We start from the raw sequence: 17,772 nt of genomic DNA on the forward strand, positions 1-17,772 counted from the left end.
CGTACGCGGCGGTCGGGATTGTGCCAGGCCGCCCGGTCTCGCCGACGTGGCGGACCACGGTTCCCGGTTCAGACGTCTGGCACCGGGACGGCGGCCACCGGCGCGGTCGGCGCCTCCAGCCGCTTGGTCCGCTGTCGCACGACGTACAGCGGGATCACCCCGAACACACCGGACGCCATGTCGATCACCGGCCACCAGAAGGGGACGCCGCGGATCGGTCCGCAGATCAGGGCGAGCGGGATGACGCCGACGCAGGCGATCACCCCGAACCCGACGACCCAGATGTTGCGGACCGGGTCGCGGTAGGGCCCGTAGAAGGCGACCGCGATCACCAGGTGCGCGAAGACCAGCCAGTCGGTGCCGTACGGGAGGAAGGGGTGGTCGGCGTCCGCCCGGTCGAGCCCCTCGCGCACCCTCCTGATCCACTCCGTCAGACCGGGCAGGTAATCACCCACGGACAGCGCCCGCAACAGGCCCTCGGCCCACCGCAGTTCGTGGACCAGGGGGCAGGCGGCGGCGCCGCTGAGCACCAGACACACCACGAAGAAGACCAGCCACGCACGGACGCCCTTCAGCAGAGCGGCTCTGTCGCTCCTGAGGCGCACTCCACGCCCGAGTTGAACATGTTCACAAGCGGGCTCCCACCTCGGGACGCACGAGCGGCCCCGGACGGCGGGGAACCGTCCGGGGCCGCTCGGCAGTGCGAGGGGTCACGCGTCCAGCGACGTCATCACGTGCTTGATCCGCGTGTAGTCGTCGAAGCCGTAGGCCGACAGGTCCTTGCCGTAGCCGGACTTCTTGAAGCCGCCGTGCGGCATCTCGGCGACCAGCGGGATGTGGGTGTTGATCCACACGCAGCCGAAGTCCAGCTTCTTCGACATCCGCATGGCGCGGCCGTGGTCCTTGGTCCACACGGAGGAGGCGAGGGCGTACTCGACGCCGTTGGCCCACTCGACCGCCTGGTCCTCGTCGCGGAAGGACTGCACGGTGATGACCGGGCCGAAGACCTCGTGCTGGATGATCTCGTCGTCCTGCTTCAGGCCCGAGACGACGGTCGGCGCGTAGAAGTAGCCCTTGTCGCCGACCCGCTTGCCGCCGGCCTCCACGCGGGCGTGCGCCGGCAGCCGCTCGATGAAGCCCTCGACCTGCCTGAGCTGGTTGGGGTTGTTCAGCGGCCCGTAGAGCACGTCCTCGTCGTCCGGCTGCCCGGTCCTGGTCTCGGAGGCCGCCTTCGCCAGCGCGGAGACGAACTCGTCGTGGATGGACTCGTGGACGAGCACGCGCGTGGCGGCCGTGCAGTCCTGGCCGGCGTTGAAGTAGCCCGCGACCGAGATGTCCTCGACGGCCTTGGCGATGTCGGTGTCCTCGAAGACCACGACCGGCGCCTTGCCGCCCAGCTCCAGGTGGACGCGCTTGACGTCCTTGGAGGCGGACTCGGCGACCTGGATGCCGGCGCGCACCGAGCCGGTGATGGAGGCCATCGCCGGGACGGGGTGCTCGACCATCATGCGGCCGGTCTCGCGGTCGCCGCAGATGACGTTGAAGACGCCCCTGGGGACGATCGAGCCGATGATCTCGGCGATCAGGACCGTGGAGGCCGGGGTGGTGTCGGACGGCTTCAGCACGACCGTGTTGCCCGCCGCGAGCGCCGGGGCGAACTTCCACACGGCCATCATCATCGGGTAGTTCCAGGGCGCCACCTGCGCGCAGACGCCGACCGGCTCGCGGCGCACGATGGAGGTCAGGCCCTCCATGTACTCACCGGCCGAACGGCCCTCCAGCATCCGCGCCGCGCCCGCGAAGAAGCGGATCTGGTCGACCATCGGCGGGATCTCCTCGGAGCGGGTCAGCCCGACGGGCTTGCCCGTGTTCTCCACCTCGGCCGCGATCAGCTCCTCGGCGCGCTCCTCGAAGGCGTCCGCGATCTTCAGCAGGGCCTTCTGGCGCTCGGCGGGCGTGGTGTCGCGCCAGCCGGGAAAGGCCTCGGCGGCCGCCGCCATGGCGGCGTCCACGTCCGCCTGCCCGGACAGCGGAGCGGTCGCGTACGCCTCGCCCGTCGCGGGGTTGACCACCTCGGTGGTCCGTCCGTCGGCGGCGTCCCGGAACTCACCGCCGATGTAATTGCGCAGACGACGCAGCTCGGTGCTCACTGCCGGCCCTCCAGTTGGGGATGTCCAGTACTTGAGACACCACCCTAGTCGGCCCACCCACGTTTTCAACACCCCCACTCCCTTCGATCGTGCGGAATCCGCAGCCTCAGGACATGCAAACAACGGATTTCATCGATTGCGGCTTGCGGAAGTGTCGAGACCTCGTGCACAGTGACCCCGTGGCCAGTCGAAGCGCAGACCAGAACGGCTCGCGGGAGCACCGCGAGTCCTCCCGTGAGTCCAGGAACGGCAGCTCGCCGCAGCTGGACGCCGTCTCCCTCGCCATCATCGAGCAGCTGCAGGAGGACGGCCGCCGGCCGTACGCCGCCATCGGCAAGGCCGTGGGTCTGTCGGAGGCGGCCGTGCGCCAGCGCGTCCAGAAGCTGCTCGACCAGGGCGTGATGCAGATCGTCGCCGTCACGGACCCGCTCACCGTGGGCTTCCGCAGGCAGGCGATGGTCGGCGTCAACGTCGAGGGCGACGTGGAGTCGGTCGCCGACGCGCTGACGGCCATGTCCGAGTGCGAGTACGTGGTGATGACCGCCGGCTCCTTCGACCTGATGGTGGAGATCGTCTGCGAGGACGACGACCACCTCCTGGAGGTCATCAACAAGCGCATGCGGGCCGTTCCCGGAGTGCGCTCCACCGAGAGCTTCGTCTACCTCAAGCTCAAGAAGCAGACCTACATGTGGGGAACCCGATAACCGTGAGGACCCGATAGCCGTGAGCAAGGACCTCTCCCAGTCCGCGTACGACCACCTGTGGATGCACTTCACGCGCATGTCGTCGTACGAGAAGGCCCCCGTCCCCACCATCGTCCGGGGCGAGGGCACGTACATCTACGACGACCAGGGCAAGCGCTACCTCGACGGTCTCGCGGGCCTGTTCGTGGTGCAGGCCGGCCACGGCCGCACGGAGCTGGCCGAGACCGCCTTCAAGCAGGCGCAGGAGCTGGCGTTCTTCCCCGTGTGGTCCTACGCCCACCCCAAGGCAGTGGAGCTGGCCGAGCGCCTCGCCCACCACGCCCCGGGCGACCTGAACAAGGTCTTCTTCACCACCGGCGGCGGCGAGGCCGTCGAGACCGCCTGGAAGCTCGCCAAGCAGTACTTCAAGCTGGTCGGCAAGCCCACCAAGCACAAGGTCATATCCCGCGCGGTGGCCTACCACGGCACCCCGCAGGGCGCCCTGTCCATCACCGGCCTGCCGGCCCTGAAGGCTCCCTTCGAGCCACTGGTCCCGGGCGCGCACAAGGTCCCCAACACCAACATCTACCGCGCTGCGCTGTTCGGCGACGACCCCGAGGCCTTCGGCCGCTGGGCCGCCGACCAGATCGAGCAGCAGATCCTCTTCGAGGGCCCGGACACGGTCGCCGCGGTCTTCCTGGAGCCGGTGCAGAACGCGGGCGGCTGCTTCCCGCCCCCGCCCGGCTACTTCCAGCGGGTCCGCGAGATCTGCGACCGGCACGACGTGCTGCTCGTCTCGGACGAGGTCATCTGCGCCTTCGGCCGCCTCGGCACGGTCTTCGCCTGCGACAAGTTCGACTACGTCCCGGACATGATCACCTGCGCCAAGGGCATGACCTCGGGCTACTCCCCGATCGGCGCCTGCATCGTCTCCGACCGCTTGGCCGAGCCGTTCTACAAGGGCGACAACACCTTCCTGCACGGGTACACCTTCGGCGGCCACCCGGTCTCCGCGGCCGTGGGCCTGGCCAACCTCGACCTGTTCGAGCGCGAGAAGCTCAACCAGCACGTCCTGGACAACGAGGGCAACTTCCGCGCCACCCTGGAGAAGCTCCACGACCTGCCGATCGTCGGCGACGTCCGCGGCAACGGGTTCTTCTACGGCATCGAGCTCGTCAAGGACAAGGCCACCAAGGAGTCCTTCAACGAGGACGAGACCGAGCGCGTGCTGTACGGCTTCCTCTCCAAGAAGCTCTACGAGAACGGCCTGTACTGCCGTGCGGACGACCGCGGCGACCCGGTCGTCCAGCTCGCCCCGCCGCTGATCTCGGACCAGTCGACGTTCGACGAGATCGAGCAGATCCTGCGCGTCACCCTCGAGGAGGCGTGGACCAAGCTCTGAGCCGTCGCTCCGATCGTCTGCATGGATGATCAACACCGGCCCCGGTGCCGCCCGTTCGAGTGAGAAACGGCGGCCCGGGGCCACGTGCTGTCCGGCGCCCCGCCGCCGTCTGCCTAGCGTGCCCAGTGACCGATCGGCCCCGCCTTCGTTCCCCCGCACGGGGGATGGCACGGGAACTACGGATCTGAACCGAGGTGTACGCCCATGGAGGCCCCGCCGGACAACGACGTGCTCTGGGCACGTGCCCTGCACTTCCAGCACGACGACGGCTCGCCCGCGCTCTGCGGCGTCTCGCTCGGCGTCCGGGAGGGCGAGATCCTCGCCATCGGCGGCCCGCGCGGCAGCGGCAAGACGACCCTGCTGCGGTGCCTGTCCGGCCTGGTGCCCGTCCGGCGCGGCGAGGTCTGGTTCAACAGCGTGCCCGTGCACACCATGGGCCCCCTCAACCGCGAGCGGCTGCGCCGCGACCGCTTCGGCTGGATCGACCCCTCCCCCTCCCTCGTCCCCGAGCTCAACGCCTGGGAGAACACCGCGCTGCCGCTGATGCTGCGCGGCACCAGCCGGCGCCGCGCCAAGACCGCGGCCCTGGAGTGGCTGGAGCGTCTGGACATCGGCGACAGCGCCCGCAAGCGCCCGCACCAGCTGGTGCAGGCCGAGCGGCAGCGCGTCTGCATCGCCCGCGCCCTGGCCCCCGCCCCCTCGGTGCTGTTCGCCGACGAGCCCACCGCGCCCCTGCACCGCGCCGACCGCGCCCATGTGCTGCGCACCCTGACCACCGCGGCACGCTCCCACCGCATCACCGTCGTCCTCTCCACCCACGACGCGGAGACCGCGGCCCTCGCCGACCGCACCGTCTCGCTGCTCGACGGGCGGCGCGTGCAGACGGTGCACCTGCCGCCGGTCGCCGAGCCCTCCGAGGCGGAAGGCCGGGCCGCGTGCTCGCTCTCCGTCTGACGCGCGGCGGCCACCCCGCCGTCCAGCTGCGCCGCCTGCTGGTCGCCGCGGCCTCGGGGGGCACGGCCTTCCTGCTGCTCTGCGCCCTGGGCCACGCCCTCGGCCACCCCGCCTCCACCGGTGGCTCCCTGGTGCGTCTGGCCTGGTGCTCGGCCCCGCTCGCCGCCACGGTGTACTTCGCGGTCGCGGTGGCCCGCACCGACCCCGGCACCCGGCCCCGCCAGGGCCTGTCGGCGATCGGCCTCGGCCCGCTGCGCATGATGGCCGTCTCGGCGACGACCACGGCCCTGTCCTGCGCGCTCGGCTCGATGCTGGCCCTGCTCGTCTTCCTGCACCTGCGGGGCGACCTGACGGGTCTGCCCTTCGACGGCGCCGCCGCCGAGCCCCTCGGCGCCGGCCGGCCCCTGCCGCTCGCGGGCACCCTCACGCTGCTGGGCGTCGTGCCCGTCGGCGCATCGGTGGCGGTGGCGCTGTCGCTCCGGCCGCGGCAGGCGAGCCCGGCCGCGCCCCGGACGCCCGGGATGTACGGCCGCTTCGGCGCGTACCGTCGCGAGAGCGCACGCGAGACGTTCGGGGCGTACGGCCGGTTCGGCCGGCAGATCGTCCGGCCCTCCGGCGGCCGCCCCGCCGCGCCCGCGACGCATGGCGGCCCCCCGACGGCCGGCGCGGGAGCGGCGGCCCCGGCGACGGCGGCGGGCACCGGCGGCACGGTGAGCGCGGTCGCGGATCCCGCCGAGCCGCCGGCCCCCGCGGCCGGGGACTCCGCGCGGCCCGGAGGCCCGCACACGGGCACGACGGGGCCGGCCGCGGACGACGCCCGGACGGTCGCGACGCACCCCGGCGGCGACACCACCGGCCCGGCCGGCCGCCACCCGGCGGCGCCGGACGCCGTGGCCGCCCTGGGGGCCGACGACCCCGATGCCCTCGACGCGGCCCTGCGCGAGACCCCGCAGAGCGACAGCCCCACCGCGGCACCCTCCGGCCTTCCCTGGGGCATCGCCGTCCTGGCCGCAGGGCTCGCCGTCGAGACCTACACCAGCCGCACCGCTCCGACGCCCCCCGACCTCGCCTTCTCCGGCGCCTCCCCCGGCATCCTGGCCGGCTGGGCGCTGGCCGCCGTCGGGCTGGCCCTGGCCGGACCGGGTCTGACGCACCTGTGCGGACGGCTGCTCCAGTCGGCCCGCCCCGGCGCCCTCCGGCTCCTGGCCGGGCGGATCCTCATGGCGGAGGCCGTCCGCGTCGGCCGCCCCCTGGGTGTCGTCTGCGCGGTGCTGTCCGCCGCGTGGGCCATGGCGCTGCTGCACGGCCCGGACGGACTGTCCCTGGGCCCGCTCACCACCCTCGGCGTGGTCCTGGTGACCGGCTGCACCGTGGCGACCCTGCTCACGGCCGCCGTGGAGGCCCGGCAGGACCGCGCCGAGACCACCGCCGCGCTGCTGCGCCTCGGCGCCCCCGCCTCGGTGCTGCGCAGCGCCGCCGCCCTGCGCGCGGGCGCGCTGCTCGCCCTGTTCGGCCCGCTCACCCTGACGGTCGCCGAGCTGGCGGCCCTGCCCCTGGCGCGCTGAGGCCCCTTCAGGACCGCCGGAAGACCCGGGCGGGAAAAGATCCCGGGACGGCGATGAGTTCCGCCGGGGTCCCAGGTCTATCCCAGCGTAACGAGCAGGACCCCGTCGGAGGAGACCTCGCATGTACCGGCAGATGATTTTCGTGAACCTGTGCGTCGCCGACCTCGGCGCCTCGAAGAAGTTCTTCACGGAGCTGGGCTACTCGATCAACGCGCAGTTCAGCGACGACTCCACCGCGTCCGTCGTGATCAGCGACACCATCGTCGTGATGGTGCACACGGAGGAGAAGTACCGCCAGTTCACCAAGAAGGAGGTCGCGGACTCCACGCGGACCAGCGAGGTGCTGATCGCGCTGAGCGCCGAGAGCCGCGAGAAGGTCGACGAACTGGTCGACAGGGCCGTCGCGGGCGGCGGCTCCGTCTCCGGCGAGACGCAGGACCACGGGTTCATGTACGGTCGCGCCTTCGACGACCCGGACGGCCACACCTTCGAGGTCGTGTGGATGGACCCGGCCGCCGTCCAGGGCTGACGACCGCCCCTGGCATGGGCGGGTGCGGAGGATGCCGCCCTCCCCCAAGCTCTCGACTCCGTTCGAGCAGGGGCCCCACGGCCCACCATGACGACCATGAGATCGAGACGCTCCAGGAGTTCGACGCGACCGTCTCGGCGCGCGGCACGCTCGCCGGTTACCGCGTCCGGGGCGTGGACCTGACGGACCGTACGCGCGAACTGCTCACCACCGACACCACGGGCGCCGTCTCGCTCGGCTGCGCGACGCGCGAGGAGGCCGCCGCGAAGATGCGCGCGGACGGCGCCCTGGTCTTCCCTCCGGTGCCCGGCCTGCCCTTCGATCCGTACCGCGGTCTGCTCTGCTCACCGGACGAGCTGTTCGCGTCCCTGGCCGACGGCTACGAGTCCACCCCGGACGCCCTGGCCTCCTCCTGGTTCCAGCGCACCAAGGCGGACAAGGACATCCACACGTCGATGCTGCGCGCGGTCCACGACGACTCCGTCTCGGACGCCCTGGACGAAGTCCTCTCGGGCGCGCGGGTGGTGGGCGTGATGGGCGGGCACACGATGGCCCGCGGCACCGAGGAGTAGGCGGGAGCGGCACGGCTCGGCCGGGAACTGGCCCGGGCCGGCCTCACCGTCGCCACCGCCGGCGGCCCCGGCGCGATGGAGGCGGCCAACCTCGGTGCCCTCGCGGCACCGTTCGACGACGGGATGCTTGCCGAGTCGCTCGAACTGCACTCCGAGGCACCGCACTTGACCCCGTCGATCACCGCCTGGGCGTCGGCCGCCTTCGGGATACGCACCCGGTGGCCCGGCGGCGGGCCTTCCGTCGGCACCCCGACCTGGTTCTACGGCCACGAGCCGCCGAACGCCTTCGCCTCGCACCTCGCCAAGTACTTCGTCAACGCCACCCGCGAGGACGGCCCGCTGGCCCGCTCGAACGCGGGGGTGGTGTTCCTGCCGGGCGCGGCCGGTACCGTGCAGGAGACCTCGAGAACGCGACGCCCGACTACTACGAGTCGCGCGGCGAGCCGACGCCGATGGTGCTCGTGGACCGGGCGCACTGGACGGAACGGCTGCCCGCGTGGCCGCTGTTGAAGTCGCTGGCCGGGGGACGGCCGATGGAGACGCGGATCGCGCTCGTCGACCGGATCGAGGAGGCTCCCGGGGCGTTGAAACGTCTCGGCGGTTAATGAGACGGCAAAGCACGTGCTTGCGAGCCGTCTATGCGTTGACACTACTTATGCGGCGCTTATAGACCTGTGAGCCTCCGGGTGGTGCTGATGTTCCGTCAACACCGCCTGAAACCCCCTCATCACACATCCCGTTAAGGACAAACGTGGCAGTTCTGTCCGTATTCCGCCGTAGGGCCTCGCATCGTACGGTCGCCCGTTCCCTGCGGGTCCTCGGTGTCGTCTCCGCCTCGGCCGCGCTCGCGCTCGGTGCCGCCGGGGACGCGCTCGCCTGGAACATCAAGGAGTTCTCCGCCGAGGCCAAGTGTGAGGGCGGCAAGGGCTTCATCACCGTCACGGACGTGGACCCCACCGGCGTCCCGGCCACGGTCACCGTGTACCTGCAGAACAACGGCGCCGACGCGAGAAAGGTCGGCGCGCTGGTGGTCAAGGGCTCCCGCGGAGGCACCACGATCACCTTCGCGGAGAAGTGGAAGCCGAACGCCGAGTACCGCGTCCGCGTCAAGGCCACCCCGTACGTCGACGAGGACATCAAGCCCAACCTCGTCACGCCGGCGACCGCCTGCAAGAAGAAGGACGAGGAGAAGCCCCGGGCCTCGGCTCCGCCCGCCAAGCCCGCCCCGTCGGCCCCGTCGGCCACCCCGTCGAAGCCGGCCGAGAAGACCGCCACCCCGGCTCCCGAGCCGTCGCAGAGCGACAGCACCACGCCGGCGGGCAACGTAGCCGGCCCGGCCGGTGACTCGAACCTCGCCGAGACCGGCGCCGGCTCCAACACCGGTGTCATCGCCGGCATCGCTGCGGCCCTGGTCGTCGTGGGCGGCGGCGCGGTGTTCTACGGCATGCGCCGCCGCGGGGCGAAGAGCGACAGCTGACGCCTCACCGCGACCCCGACACGCCCCGTCCCCTCACCAGGGGGCGGGCCCGTCTCCCGCCGGAGGGAGCAGGACCCCTCGGGGGACGCCCGCCTCAGCCGAGCACCACGATCTCGGCCGCGTCGAACTCCACCCCGACGTCGTCCCCCACCTCGGGCGCCGCCCGCAGCGCACAGGCCGCTTCCAGACGCGGGGCGTCGCGCGGCTGGAGGTGGACGGCGACATGGGTGCCCCTGAAGGTCCGCGCCGCCACCGTGCAGCGCAGACCCGCGTCGGCGGCCACCAGACGCACACCACCGGGGCGTACGAGCAGCACCCGCGTGCCCTGCGGGGCGCCCTCCGGCACCGGCACCTTGCCCCACGGCGTGTCCGCGGCCTCCGCCCCGACCGCCGCCTCGACGACGTTCTCGAAGCCGAGGAAGCGCGCGACGAACGCGTCGGCCGGCCGCTGCCACACCTCCAGCGGCGTCCCGGACTGGGCGATCCGCCCGCCCCGCATGACCACGACCCGGTCGGCCAGTGCGAAGGCCTCCCCCTGGTCATGCGTCACGGCGAGCACCGTGGTGCCCAACCGTCCGAAGAGTTCCTTGAGTTCGACGACCAGCCGCTCCCGGAGCGACCGGTCGAGCTGGCCCAGCGGCTCGTCCAGCATCAGCAGCCGGGGGCTCGGCGCCAGGGCCCGGGCCAGCGCGACCCGCTGCTGCTCCCCGCCGGACAGGGCGGTGACGGCCCGGCGCCCCGCGCCCGGCAGCCCGACGAGCTCCAGCAGTTCCCCCACGCGGTCGGCCTGCCGCGCCTTCGACGCCCCGTGCATCCGCAGGCCGAAGGCGACGTTCCCGGCCACGTCCCGCTGCGGGAACAACTGGTGGTCCTGGAACATCAGCCCGACCCCGCGCCGGTGCGCGGGGACGCCCGCCTGATCCCGCCCGTCGAGCGCCACGCGCCCGGAGTCGAGGGGCTGCAGCCCGGCCACCGCCCGCAGCAGGGTCGACTTGCCGCTGCCGCTCGGCCCGAGCACACACACGATCTCGTGCTCGGCGACCGCCAGATCGACGGCGTCCAGCACGGCCCGCCCGCCGAATCGGACCGTCGCGCCCTTGAGACTCAGCAGCATCTAGAACTCCCCGCTCCGGTCCGTGCGCAGCCGTTCCAGCATCAGCAGGGCCACGGCGCACACCACCATCAGAATCGTCGACAGGGCCATCGCCTGGCCGTAGTTCAGCTCCCCGGGCCGCCCCAGCAGCCGTGCCACGGCCACCGGCAGCGTCGGGTTGTCGGGCCGGGCGATGAACACCGTCGCCCCGAACTCCCCGAGCGACACGGCGAAGGCGAACCCGGCCGCGACGAGCAGCGCGCGCCGCACCATCGGCAGGTCCACCTCGCGCCACACCCGCCAGGGCGAGGCCCCCAGCACCGACGCCGCCTCCCGCAGCCGCGCGTCCACCGCCCGCAGCACGGGCAGCATGGTCCGCACCACGAACGGCACCCCGACCAGCGCCTGCGCGAGCGGGACGAGGATCCACGAGGCCCTTAGGTCCAGCGGCGGCTCGTCGAGGGAGATCAGGAAGCCGAAGCCGACGGTCACCGCCGACACCCCCAGCGGCAGCATCAGCAGCGCGTCGAAGCCCCGCACGAACCGCCCCGCGTCCCGTCGGGTCAGCGCGACGGCGGCGAGCCCGCCGATCACCACGGCGACGGCGGTCGCGGCGGCGGCGTACGACAGGGAGTTGCCGATCGCCTCGATCGGCGGCACCAGGAACACTCCCCCGTCGTCCCGCGTCAGCGCCCGGTAGTAGCCGAACCCGGGCGCGTCCAGGGAGCGCCGCACCAGCACGGCGAGCGGCAGCACCAGCAGAACGACGGCGGTGGCGAGCACCCCGCCGAGCAGCGCCCACTGCCCGGCGCCGCGCGGCCGGCGCGCGGTCGTGGCCGCGTCCACCAGGCACAGCGCGGTCTCCCGCCGCCGCACGGTCCAGGCGTGCACGGCGAGGATGGCGCCCACCGCGGCGAACTGGATCAGCGTCAGCACGGCCGCAGTGGACAGGTCGAAGATCTCCGACGTCTGCCGGTAGATCTCCACCTCCAGGGTCGAGAAGGTGGGCCCGCCGAGGATCTGGACGACGCCGAAGGAGGTGAAGGTGAACAGGAAGACCATGAGCGCGGCGGCGGCCACGGCCGGGGCGAGGGCCGGCAGGGTCACCTGCCGCCACGCCCTCAGCGGTGACGCGCCGAGCATCCGCGCGGCCTCCTCCTGCCGCGGGTCGAGCTGCGCCCACAGCCCGCCCACGGTGCGTACGACCACCGCGTAGTTGAAGAAGACGTGCGCGAGCAGGATCGCCCAGACGGTGGTGTCCAGCCGTAGGCCCCACAGCTCGTCCAGCAGCCCGCCGCGTCCGACCAGCGCCAGGAACGCCGTGCCGACGACCACCGTCGGCAGCACGAACGGCACCGTCACCACCGCCCGCAGCACCTGCTTGCCGGGGAAGTCGAAGCGCGCGAAGACGTACGCGCCGGGGAGCGCGATCAGCAAGGTGAGCGCGGTGGAGACGAAGGCCTGCCAGGTGGTGAACCACAGGACGTGCCGGACGTCGGACTGCGCCAGCACCTCCCCCAGCCGCCCGAACTGCCAGGCCCCGTCCACCTTCAGCCCGCGCGCGACGATCGCGGCGACGGGGTAGGCGAAGAAGACCGCGAAGAACGCGACGGGCACGGCCAGCAGGCCGATCCGCGCCGCCGCGCCCCGCGCCCGGCCGGTCACTTCAGTACGAGTGACGTCCACGACTTGATCCACTCGTCCCGCTTCTCGGCGATCTTCGCCGGGTCCATGGTCCCGGGATCCTTCGCCTGCGGCCCGTACTTGACGAACTCCGGCGGCACCTGGGCGCCCGCGCGCACCGGGTAGACGAACATGTTGAGCGGCATGTCGTTCTGGAACTTCTCGCTGATCAGGAAGTCGAGGAGCGCCTTGCCGCCCTCGCTGTTCCTCGCGTTGCTCAGCAGCCCGGCGTACTCGACCTGCCGGAAGCAGGTGCCCTCGGCGACCCCGGTCGGGGCCGTGCTCGGCTTCGGATCGGCGAAGACGACCTCGGCGGGCGGTGAGGAGGCGTACGACACGACGAGCGGCCGGTCGCCCTTGGCCTTCTTGCCCGCGGCCGAACCGGAGAACTCCTCGCTGTAGGCCTGCTCCCAGCCGTCGACGACCTTCACACCGTTGGCCTTGAGCTTCTTCCAGTAACCCTGCCAGCCGTCGTCGCCGTACCGCGCGGCGGTCCCGAGCAGGAATCCGAGGCCGGGCGAGGACGAGGAGGCGTTCTCGGTGACCAGCAGGTTCTTGTAGGCGGGCTTGACCAGGTCGTCGAAGCTCTTCGGCGGCTCGAGACCCCGGTCGGCGAAGTACTTCTTGTCGTAGTTGACGCAGATGTCGCCGGTGTCGACGGGCGTGACGCGATGCCGTTCCCGATCGACCCGGTACTGGGCCTTGATCTGCTCCGAGCCCTTCGCCTCGTACGGCTGGAACAGGCCGTTGTCGAGGGCACGGGAGAGCAGGGTGTTGTCGACGCCGAAGAAGACGTCGCCCTGCGGGTTGTCCTTGGTGAGGATGGCCTTGTTCACGGCCTGCCCGGCGTCGCCGTCCTTGAGGACGTCGACCTTGTAGCCGGACTCCTTCTCGAAGGCGGCGATGACGTCCTCGGACGCGGCCCACGAGTCGTGGCTGACGAGGGTGACGGTCCTGGAGCCGCCGGACCCCTGACCGCCGCCGGACGAGCCGCACGCGGCGAGCGTGCCGGCCAGCCCGAGCCCCACGACCGCCGCCGTCAGCCGGTTCCTGTTGATGCTCACTGGATTCCTCCTGGGTGACCAGGAGAAGACGCGGCCCTGGCCGGGACGTTCCGAGGTCCCGGCCAGGGCGCAACAGCTCGAGTGGTGACCGATCTCCCTACCCAGAATGACCTGGGCCAGGTTCGGAGGGTCTGCGGCCGTGTGCCGCACTCTCAGCGCTGTGGCGCTCCCCTGTCGGAATATGCAGATGTTCTTACGCCGGTCAGACTACCGTTCGGTGGCCGCGAGCTGACCACACGCCCCGTCGATCTCCTGTCCACGGGTGTCCCGGATCGTCACCGGCACACCGTGGGCGGCGATGGCCTCGACGAACGCCTTCTCGTCCTCGGGCCGGGAGGCGGTCCACTTCGACCCGGGCGTCGGGTTCAGCGGGATGAGGTTGACGTGCACGGGCCTGCCCTTGAGCAGCCGCCCGAGCCGGTCTCCGCGCCAGGCCTGGTCGTTGATGTCGCGGATCAGCGCGTACTCGACGGACAGCCGCCGTCCGGACCTGTCGCTGTACTCGAAACCGGCGTCCAGCACCTCCCGGACCTTCCACCGCGTGTTCACCGGGACGAGGGTGTCGCGCAGCTCGTCGTCGGGGGCGTGCAGCGAGATCGCCAGCCGGCACTTGAAGCCCTCGTCGGCGAACCGGTGGATGGCCGGGACGAGCCCGACCGTCGACACGGTGATCCCGCGCTGTGAGAGACCCAGCCCGTCGGGCTCGGGGTCGGTCAGCCGCCGGATGGCACCGACGACCCGGTTGTAGTTCGCCAGCGGCTCGCCCATTCCCATGAACACGATGTTGCTGAGCCGCGCGGGACCGCCGGGGACCTCCCCGTCCCTGAGGGCTCTCATCCCGTCCACGATCTGGTGCACGATCTCGGCGGTGGACAGGTTCCGGTCCAGCCCCGCCTGCCCGGTCGCACAGAACGGGCAGTTCATCCCGCACCCGGCCTGCGAGCTGATGCACATGGTCACCCGGTCCGGGTAGCGCATCAGCACGGACTCGACGAGCGTCCCGTCGAACAGCCGCCACAGCGTCTTGCGGGTGGTGCCCTGGTCGGTCGACAGATGCCGCACGACGGTCATCAGCTCGGGCAGCAGCGCTTCCTGCAGCCGGCCGCGCGCCTGGGCGGGGATGTCCGTCCACTGCTCCGGATCATGCGCGTACCGCGCGAAGTAGTGCTGCGACAGCTGCTTGGCGCGAAACGGCTTCTCCCCGACCGCGGCGACGGCCTCCTTGCGCTCGGCAGGAGTGAGATCGGCAAGATGCCGCGGCGGCTTCTTGGCTCCGCGGGGGGCGACGAATGTGAGTTCTCCGGGCTTAGGCATGGCTGTATCAGTGTCGCAGATCGACTCGGGTGGCCTGCCCCTGCCGACCCGGGCGCCCGGCGTCGGTGGTCGCCGCTGGTCGTCGATCACCTCCCGTGTCGCATTCCTCTGCCGCGATCCGTCAGGACGGTGACAGCAACCTGAAGGCCTGAGGAGAAGGCGATGGAAACATGTTCGATCACGGCGGAGATCCCGATGGTTCCGCGGATGCCCGGCGATCCCGCGGAGCTCGTTCCCGAGCTGGCGGAGGTGTCGACGGCGCTGTTCAGAGCCACCGGCAACGGTTCGGTACCGCGCTCCACGATCAGCCTGTTCCAGCTCCGTGCTGGTCAGATCGTCGGCAGCACCTACCTGACCGTGTTGCACACGGGCTTCCTGCGCTAGGTGTACTGAGCCGTGAGGTTGGGGACGCGGCTGGCGGGTGGTTGGCCTTTCAGCGCGGTGTGTCCGCGGTGGTGATTGTAGGTGTGGAGCCAACCGGGGAACGCTTCGCGTCGTTCGGTCTCCGTGCGGTAGGGGCGGGCAGTCGAAGGAGCGGATCACTTCAGTGGCGTCCTGGCGGGACTCGCCGTACTTCACGGGTGCGGAGCGTGCCGCGCCGGCACGCGTGGAAGCCGGGTTGCAGCCGTCCGCGGCCGGCGAGAGGGGCCCGGACGCGCCGTAGGCGCAGGCAGCCGAGCACTACGAGCCCAAGGCGCTTGCCACGCTGCTGTTCGCGATCGGACAGGTGAACTTCTTCATCCCCACAGCGCTCATCGCCAAGCCGGTACCCGGCGGGTCGTTCACCGACCCGTGGGCGTGAGCTCACCCTGGCGAGAACCGATGCTCACATCTCGCTGAGCCGTCCCGGGTGTGCGCCGCGCCATGACGTCGCAGCGCACACCTCGGGCCCGCCTACTCCCCCGGGCGCTCCAGACGGTCCTTGAGGAGCCGCTCGTTGCGTGGGAGTTCCTTGCGGATCTGCGGGCGTACGACGAGGGGGACCAGGACCTTGCCCATGCCGTGGCCCTCGAAGTCGACGTCGATCGTGACGTGGGAGCGGCGGCCCTCGTCGAAGGGCTCGATCTCGCCGTGCACCAGGGCCCGGACCGGGCCGTCGACGCCGCGCATGCCCCAGCTGTGCGGCGGGTCGTACTCGGTGATCTCCATGGTCTGCGGCATGACCCGGCGTCCCATGTGCCGGGTGACGCGGACCCGGCTGCCGACACCGACGGGCCCTTTGTCGAGGCGCTCGGCGGACACGGCGCTCAGCTGCCACTCCGGCATGTGCGAGGAGTCCGTGACGTAGTCGTAGACGTCCTCGGGACGGCAGTCGACATCGATGGTCTCTCTGATGCTGGACATGATGGCCCCTTTGCTGCAGGTACATCAGCATCGTCCCACTTCGTCCCCGCGGTCGTCTTCCCGAGACGGCCGCGAGAAGCGGGCGAGCCCCCGCCCGGTGGGGCGGGGGCTCGCCGGGCGAGGCGGGGCCGGGTCAGCCGGAGCCGACGAACAGCACGAACAGCAGCCACGCCACCGGAGCGGTGGGCAGCAGGGAGTCGAGCCGGTCCATGATGCCGCCGTGCCCCGGCAGCAGGGTGCCCATGTCCTTGATGCCGAGGTCCCGCTTGATCATGGACTCGCCGAGGTCGCCGAGCGTGGCGGTGCACGCGACGGCGAGGCCCAGCACCAGACCCTGCCACCAGGCTCCGTCGTCGATCAGGAACTGCATGCACAGCGCGCCCGCGACCATCGCGAACGCCACCGCGCCGAGCAGGCCCTCGCGGGTCTTGCCGGGGCTGATGCGCGGGGCGAGCTTGTGGCTGCCGAACCGCCAGCCGACGGCGTAGGCACCGGTGTCGCTGACCACGGTGAGCAGCAGGAAGGTGAGCACCCGCTGCGACCCGTCGTCCGCGGTGAGCATCAACGCGACGAACGTCGCGAGGAACGGCACGTAGAACGCCGCGAAGACGCCCGCGGTGACGTCCCTCAGGTAGTTCTCGGGCGGTTCCGTCATGCGCCAGACGAGCACGGCCAGGGTCGTGAGCGCCATCGCCACCCACGCGCCCTCGGCGCCCCGGACGTACCCGGCGACGACCATCGCGGCACCGCCGAGCGCGAGCGGCACGAGCGGCGCCCGGATGCCCTTGCGCTCCTCCAGGCGCTTGGTCAGCTCCCACAGCCCCACGACGACGGCGACCGCGACGACACCGACGAACACGGCCTTGACGATGAACAGCGAGGCGACGATCACCGCTCCGAGACCGACGCCGACCCCTATCGCGGCACTGAGGTCGCGACCCGCGCTCTTCTTCTGCGGCTTGGGCGCCGGCTGTGACGCGTCGGGCATGGGCTCCGGATTCGTCTCGCTTCGTACCGGAGGGCCGCTCGGTGGAGCGGCCACCCGGTCGTCATCCTGGTTGCCGCCGTACGCGGCTGCGTCGGGCACGATGGGCATGGGCCGAGTCTGAGGCGCTTCCTGCGCATCGTATGCGGGACCCGCCGGGGCGGCCCCCTGGACGTACCCGTGGCCTTGGATCCGGACGTGCCCGTGGCCCGGGCTCCGGCCGTATGCGTGGCCATGCCCTTGGTCGGTGGGCCCCCAGTACCCGGCCTGTGGCGGCGCCCCCCAGGAAGAGTCGTTCATCAGACCTCGAGCAACTCCGCTTCCTTGTGCTTCAGGAGCTCGTCCACCTGCGCGACGTACTTCGCGGTGGTGTCGTCGAGCTCCTTCTCCGCACGGCGGCCCTCGTCCTCGCCGACCTCGCCGTCCTTGATCAGCTTGTCGATGGCTTCCTTGGCCTTGCGGCGCACGGAGCGGATCGAGATCTTCGCGTCCTCGCCCTTGCCCTTGGCGACCTTGATGTACTCCCGGCGGCGCTCCTCGGTCAGCTCGGGGAACACCACTCGGATGATGTTGCCGTCGTTGCTCGGGTTGACGCCCAGGTCGGAGTCGCGGATCGCCTGCTCGACGTTGCGCAGCGCGCTCTTGTCGAACGGGGTCACCACGGCCATACGCGGCTCGGGCACCGAGAACGAGGCCAGCTGGTTGATCGGGGTCGGCGCACCGTAGTAGTCGGCCACGATCTTGTTGAACATCGCCGGGTGCGCACGGCCGGTGCGGATCGCGGCGAAGTCCTCCTTGGCGACCACGACGGCCTTCTCCATCTTCTCCTCGGCCTCGAGGAGGGTCTCTTCGATCACCACTTGCTCCTGCGTGTCTTGAGTAGGCCCGGCTGCGGTTCCAGGTGGGGCGGCGGCCGGCTGCGTCGCGTCTTCCTTCTGCACGGTTCCCGACCGGCGG

The 17,772-nt window shown here is 71.4% G+C and carries 15 protein-coding genes, 3 pseudogenes and 1 riboswitch; of the genes and pseudogenes, 8 read left to right on the forward strand and 10 right to left on the reverse strand.

The window, feature by feature from the left end:
- Positions 1-68: 68 nt before the first annotated feature.
- Together ACFW6P_RS25585 and ACFW6P_RS25590 are read right to left on the reverse strand one after the other, a co-directional pair.
- Positions 69-605 carry a hypothetical protein gene (locus ACFW6P_RS25585; RefSeq protein ID WP_386358348.1) on the reverse strand — a complete coding sequence of 179 codons (537 nt, stop codon included), beginning with the start codon at positions 603-605 and terminating at the stop codon, positions 69-71.
- 105 nt (positions 606-710) lie between these two features.
- Entirely contained in the window at positions 711-2,150 is a 1,440-nt protein-coding gene (locus tag ACFW6P_RS25590; protein ID WP_386358347.1) for a gamma-aminobutyraldehyde dehydrogenase, read from the reverse strand.
- 164 nt (positions 2,151-2,314) lie between these two features.
- Here ACFW6P_RS25590 and ACFW6P_RS25595 point away from each other — a divergent pair, with 164 nt between their 5' ends.
- The 7 genes and pseudogenes from ACFW6P_RS25595 to ACFW6P_RS25625 all read left to right on the forward strand — a co-directional run bounded on the left by ACFW6P_RS25595 (position 2,315) and on the right by ACFW6P_RS25625 (position 9,332).
- Positions 2,315-2,854 (forward strand): Lrp/AsnC family transcriptional regulator, encoded by a 540-nt coding sequence (locus tag ACFW6P_RS25595; RefSeq protein ID WP_386358346.1) that lies wholly within the window; start codon positions 2,315-2,317, stop codon positions 2,852-2,854.
- A 19-nt stretch (positions 2,855-2,873) separates the two neighbouring features.
- A complete protein-coding gene (locus tag ACFW6P_RS25600) occupies positions 2,874-4,235 on the forward strand; it encodes an aspartate aminotransferase family protein (protein ID WP_386358345.1) in 1,362 nt (453 codons plus the stop codon).
- 204 nt (positions 4,236-4,439) lie between these two features.
- The gene (locus tag ACFW6P_RS25605; protein ID WP_386424922.1) at positions 4,440-5,189 is read left to right on the forward strand and encodes an ABC transporter ATP-binding protein; all 750 of its coding nucleotides are present in this window, start codon (positions 4,440-4,442) and stop codon (positions 5,187-5,189) included.
- Complete coding sequence (locus tag ACFW6P_RS25610) at positions 5,171-6,754, forward strand: hypothetical protein (RefSeq protein WP_386424924.1); 1,584 nt, start codon at positions 5,171-5,173, stop codon at positions 6,752-6,754. The genes ACFW6P_RS25605 and ACFW6P_RS25610 overlap by 19 nt, the downstream gene beginning before the upstream one ends.
- A gap of 121 nt (positions 6,755-6,875) precedes the next feature.
- The gene (locus ACFW6P_RS25615; protein ID WP_386358340.1) at positions 6,876-7,283 is read left to right on the forward strand and encodes a VOC family protein; all 408 of its coding nucleotides are present in this window, start codon (positions 6,876-6,878) and stop codon (positions 7,281-7,283) included.
- A gap of 14 nt (positions 7,284-7,297) precedes the next feature.
- Positions 7,298-8,460 (forward strand): annotated as a pseudogene (locus tag ACFW6P_RS25620) (Rossmann fold nucleotide-binding protein).
- 146 nt (positions 8,461-8,606) lie between these two features.
- Positions 8,607-9,332, forward strand: a complete 726-nt coding sequence (locus tag ACFW6P_RS25625; protein ID WP_386424927.1) for an LAETG motif-containing sortase-dependent surface protein — start codon at positions 8,607-8,609, stop codon at positions 9,330-9,332.
- Between the two features lie 94 nt (positions 9,333-9,426).
- Here ACFW6P_RS25625 and ACFW6P_RS25630 read toward each other — a convergent pair whose 3' ends face one another.
- The 4 genes from ACFW6P_RS25630 to rlmN form a co-directional block, all read right to left on the reverse strand.
- Complete coding sequence (locus ACFW6P_RS25630) at positions 9,427-10,446, reverse strand: ABC transporter ATP-binding protein (RefSeq protein ID WP_386358336.1); 1,020 nt, start codon at positions 10,444-10,446, stop codon at positions 9,427-9,429.
- Positions 10,447-12,048: an ABC transporter permease gene (locus ACFW6P_RS25635; protein WP_386424943.1), complete on the reverse strand. Its 1,602-nt coding sequence runs from the start codon at positions 12,046-12,048 to the stop codon at positions 10,447-10,449.
- A gap of 38 nt (positions 12,049-12,086) precedes the next feature.
- On the reverse strand, positions 12,087-13,172 hold the full coding sequence (locus ACFW6P_RS25640; protein ID WP_386424929.1) for a thiamine ABC transporter substrate binding subunit: 1,086 nt from the start codon (positions 13,170-13,172) through the stop codon (positions 12,087-12,089).
- A 76-nt stretch (positions 13,173-13,248) separates the two neighbouring features.
- Positions 13,249-13,355: riboswitch (TPP riboswitch) on the reverse strand.
- A gap of 24 nt (positions 13,356-13,379) precedes the next feature.
- Positions 13,380-14,486: a 23S rRNA (adenine(2503)-C(2))-methyltransferase RlmN gene (rlmN, locus tag ACFW6P_RS25645; protein WP_386358332.1), complete on the reverse strand. Its 1,107-nt coding sequence runs from the start codon at positions 14,484-14,486 to the stop codon at positions 13,380-13,382.
- A gap of 207 nt (positions 14,487-14,693) precedes the next feature.
- On the opposite strand from rlmN, the pseudogene ACFW6P_RS25650 reads away from it, so the two are divergent.
- Positions 14,694-14,867 (forward strand): annotated as a pseudogene (locus tag ACFW6P_RS25650) (carboxymuconolactone decarboxylase family protein); the annotation flags it as partial.
- Here the strand turns inward: ACFW6P_RS25650 and ACFW6P_RS25655 are convergent.
- The 4 genes and pseudogenes from ACFW6P_RS25655 to frr form a co-directional block, all read right to left on the reverse strand.
- Positions 14,867-14,986, reverse strand: a pseudogene (locus ACFW6P_RS25655) (IS481 family transposase); the annotation flags it as partial. The pseudogenes ACFW6P_RS25650 and ACFW6P_RS25655 overlap by 1 nt on opposite strands.
- A gap of 394 nt (positions 14,987-15,380) precedes the next feature.
- Complete coding sequence (locus ACFW6P_RS25660) at positions 15,381-15,830, reverse strand: SRPBCC family protein (RefSeq protein WP_386358330.1); 450 nt, start codon at positions 15,828-15,830, stop codon at positions 15,381-15,383.
- Positions 15,831-15,963: 133 nt separating this feature from the next.
- On the reverse strand, positions 15,964-17,115 hold the full coding sequence (locus ACFW6P_RS25665) for a phosphatidate cytidylyltransferase (RefSeq protein ID WP_386358328.1): 1,152 nt from the start codon (positions 17,113-17,115) through the stop codon (positions 15,964-15,966).
- Entirely contained in the window at positions 17,115-17,672 is a 558-nt protein-coding gene (gene frr, locus ACFW6P_RS25670; protein WP_386358326.1) for a ribosome recycling factor, read from the reverse strand. The genes ACFW6P_RS25665 and frr overlap by 1 nt, the downstream gene beginning before the upstream one ends.
- Positions 17,673-17,772 lie beyond the last annotated feature (100 nt).

Source organism: Streptomyces sp. NPDC058741, assembly GCF_042746715.1.
GTDB lineage: Bacteria > Actinomycetota > Actinomycetes > Streptomycetales > Streptomycetaceae > Streptomyces.